The 1,100-nt window shown below is 40.4% G+C and carries 1 protein-coding gene; it reads right to left on the reverse strand.

Going from position 1 to position 1,100, the window contains the following annotated elements; all coding sequences use genetic code 11:
* Positions 1 to 918, reverse strand: a 918-nt coding sequence (locus tag BBROOKSOX_RS11430; protein ID WP_373896633.1) for a hypothetical protein, incomplete at its 3' end; no start/stop codon positions are given.
* Positions 919 to 1,100: the final 182 nt, after the last annotated feature.

Raw genomic sequence — 1,100 nt, forward strand, 5'->3', positions numbered from 1 at the left:
GCTGGTGCTGGAATCTCGGGAGATGCTGCCGCTCAGATTACTTGAATTAGTGCCATATAGCGTATAAGAGACATTCAAGTTTTTATGCTGGGTGTTAGACTTGGTGTTGTTGGTATCTTGGCTAGAGAGGATGTTAAGGTTTTGACTGTTTATGTTGATTTGTCCGTTATTTGTGTTGTCTGTGTTGACTGCGTTATTTGCGTTATTTGAGTTGACTGCATTATCTGAGTTGACTGCGTTATTTGCATTGGCTTGGAGGTTTGAGCCAACAATGGTGGTGGTTTTGTTGGTATTGATGTTGATATTATTGGCAACCAGATTGGAGGCAATTGATTGGGTTTGCTGGGCTTGGAGTTGACGCTCTAGAGCGTCAATGTCAAATTCTATCCCTGCGTTAAAGCCATAGGTGCCTGAGCTTGCTGCTGCTGTTGCTAGTTGGGCGGCAAGGGCGGTGGTTTTGGCTGCTAGGCTGGATGCTGCTAGGGCGATATTGGTTTGATAGTATTTTTTGTCTGCTTGTAGATCACCGACCAACTCGCTCATTTCGTCAATGTCTATTTGCTCAATAAAGCCAATGTCATCTTCGAGTTTGGCTTGAAGGTCTTGGAGTTGTGCTTGTTGTTGGGCTAGATCTTGTTGGTATGCTGAATAGGCATCTTTTGCGGTGGCTTTGGTGTTGATATTAACACTGCTAGAGAAAAAGCCCTTAGAACTGTACTTCGTTTGTACGAACTTGAAGCCTTGGACGGATGAGATATTTAAAACCTCGTTGGCAGTAATATCAACAAAATTTTGTGGAGATTTTACAGTGTTAACTTCTTGGTTGGCGGCATACACATTACCCACGCCACCTAATACAAAAGCGTTCAAATGGCTTAGTATTAAAAGTAGAGTGAAGGGTTTTTTAAGGGCGGGCATTGATGTTATTTTAGATTGGTTTTTTTAAAGATTAACACAATCTGATTTATAGAGTCTTATACCAAATTCAAAAAACAACTAAACCAAAAAACTCCACTCTCTACTACACAAATTTTTAATAAAACCATTCTCACTTAGTATTTCATTCCAAGCCTGACAAGATCTTTCAATAATATCATCAT

Source organism: bacterium endosymbiont of Bathymodiolus sp. 5 South (assembly GCF_900128535.1).
Classification (GTDB): Bacteria; Pseudomonadota; Gammaproteobacteria; order PS1; family Pseudothioglobaceae; genus Thiodubiliella.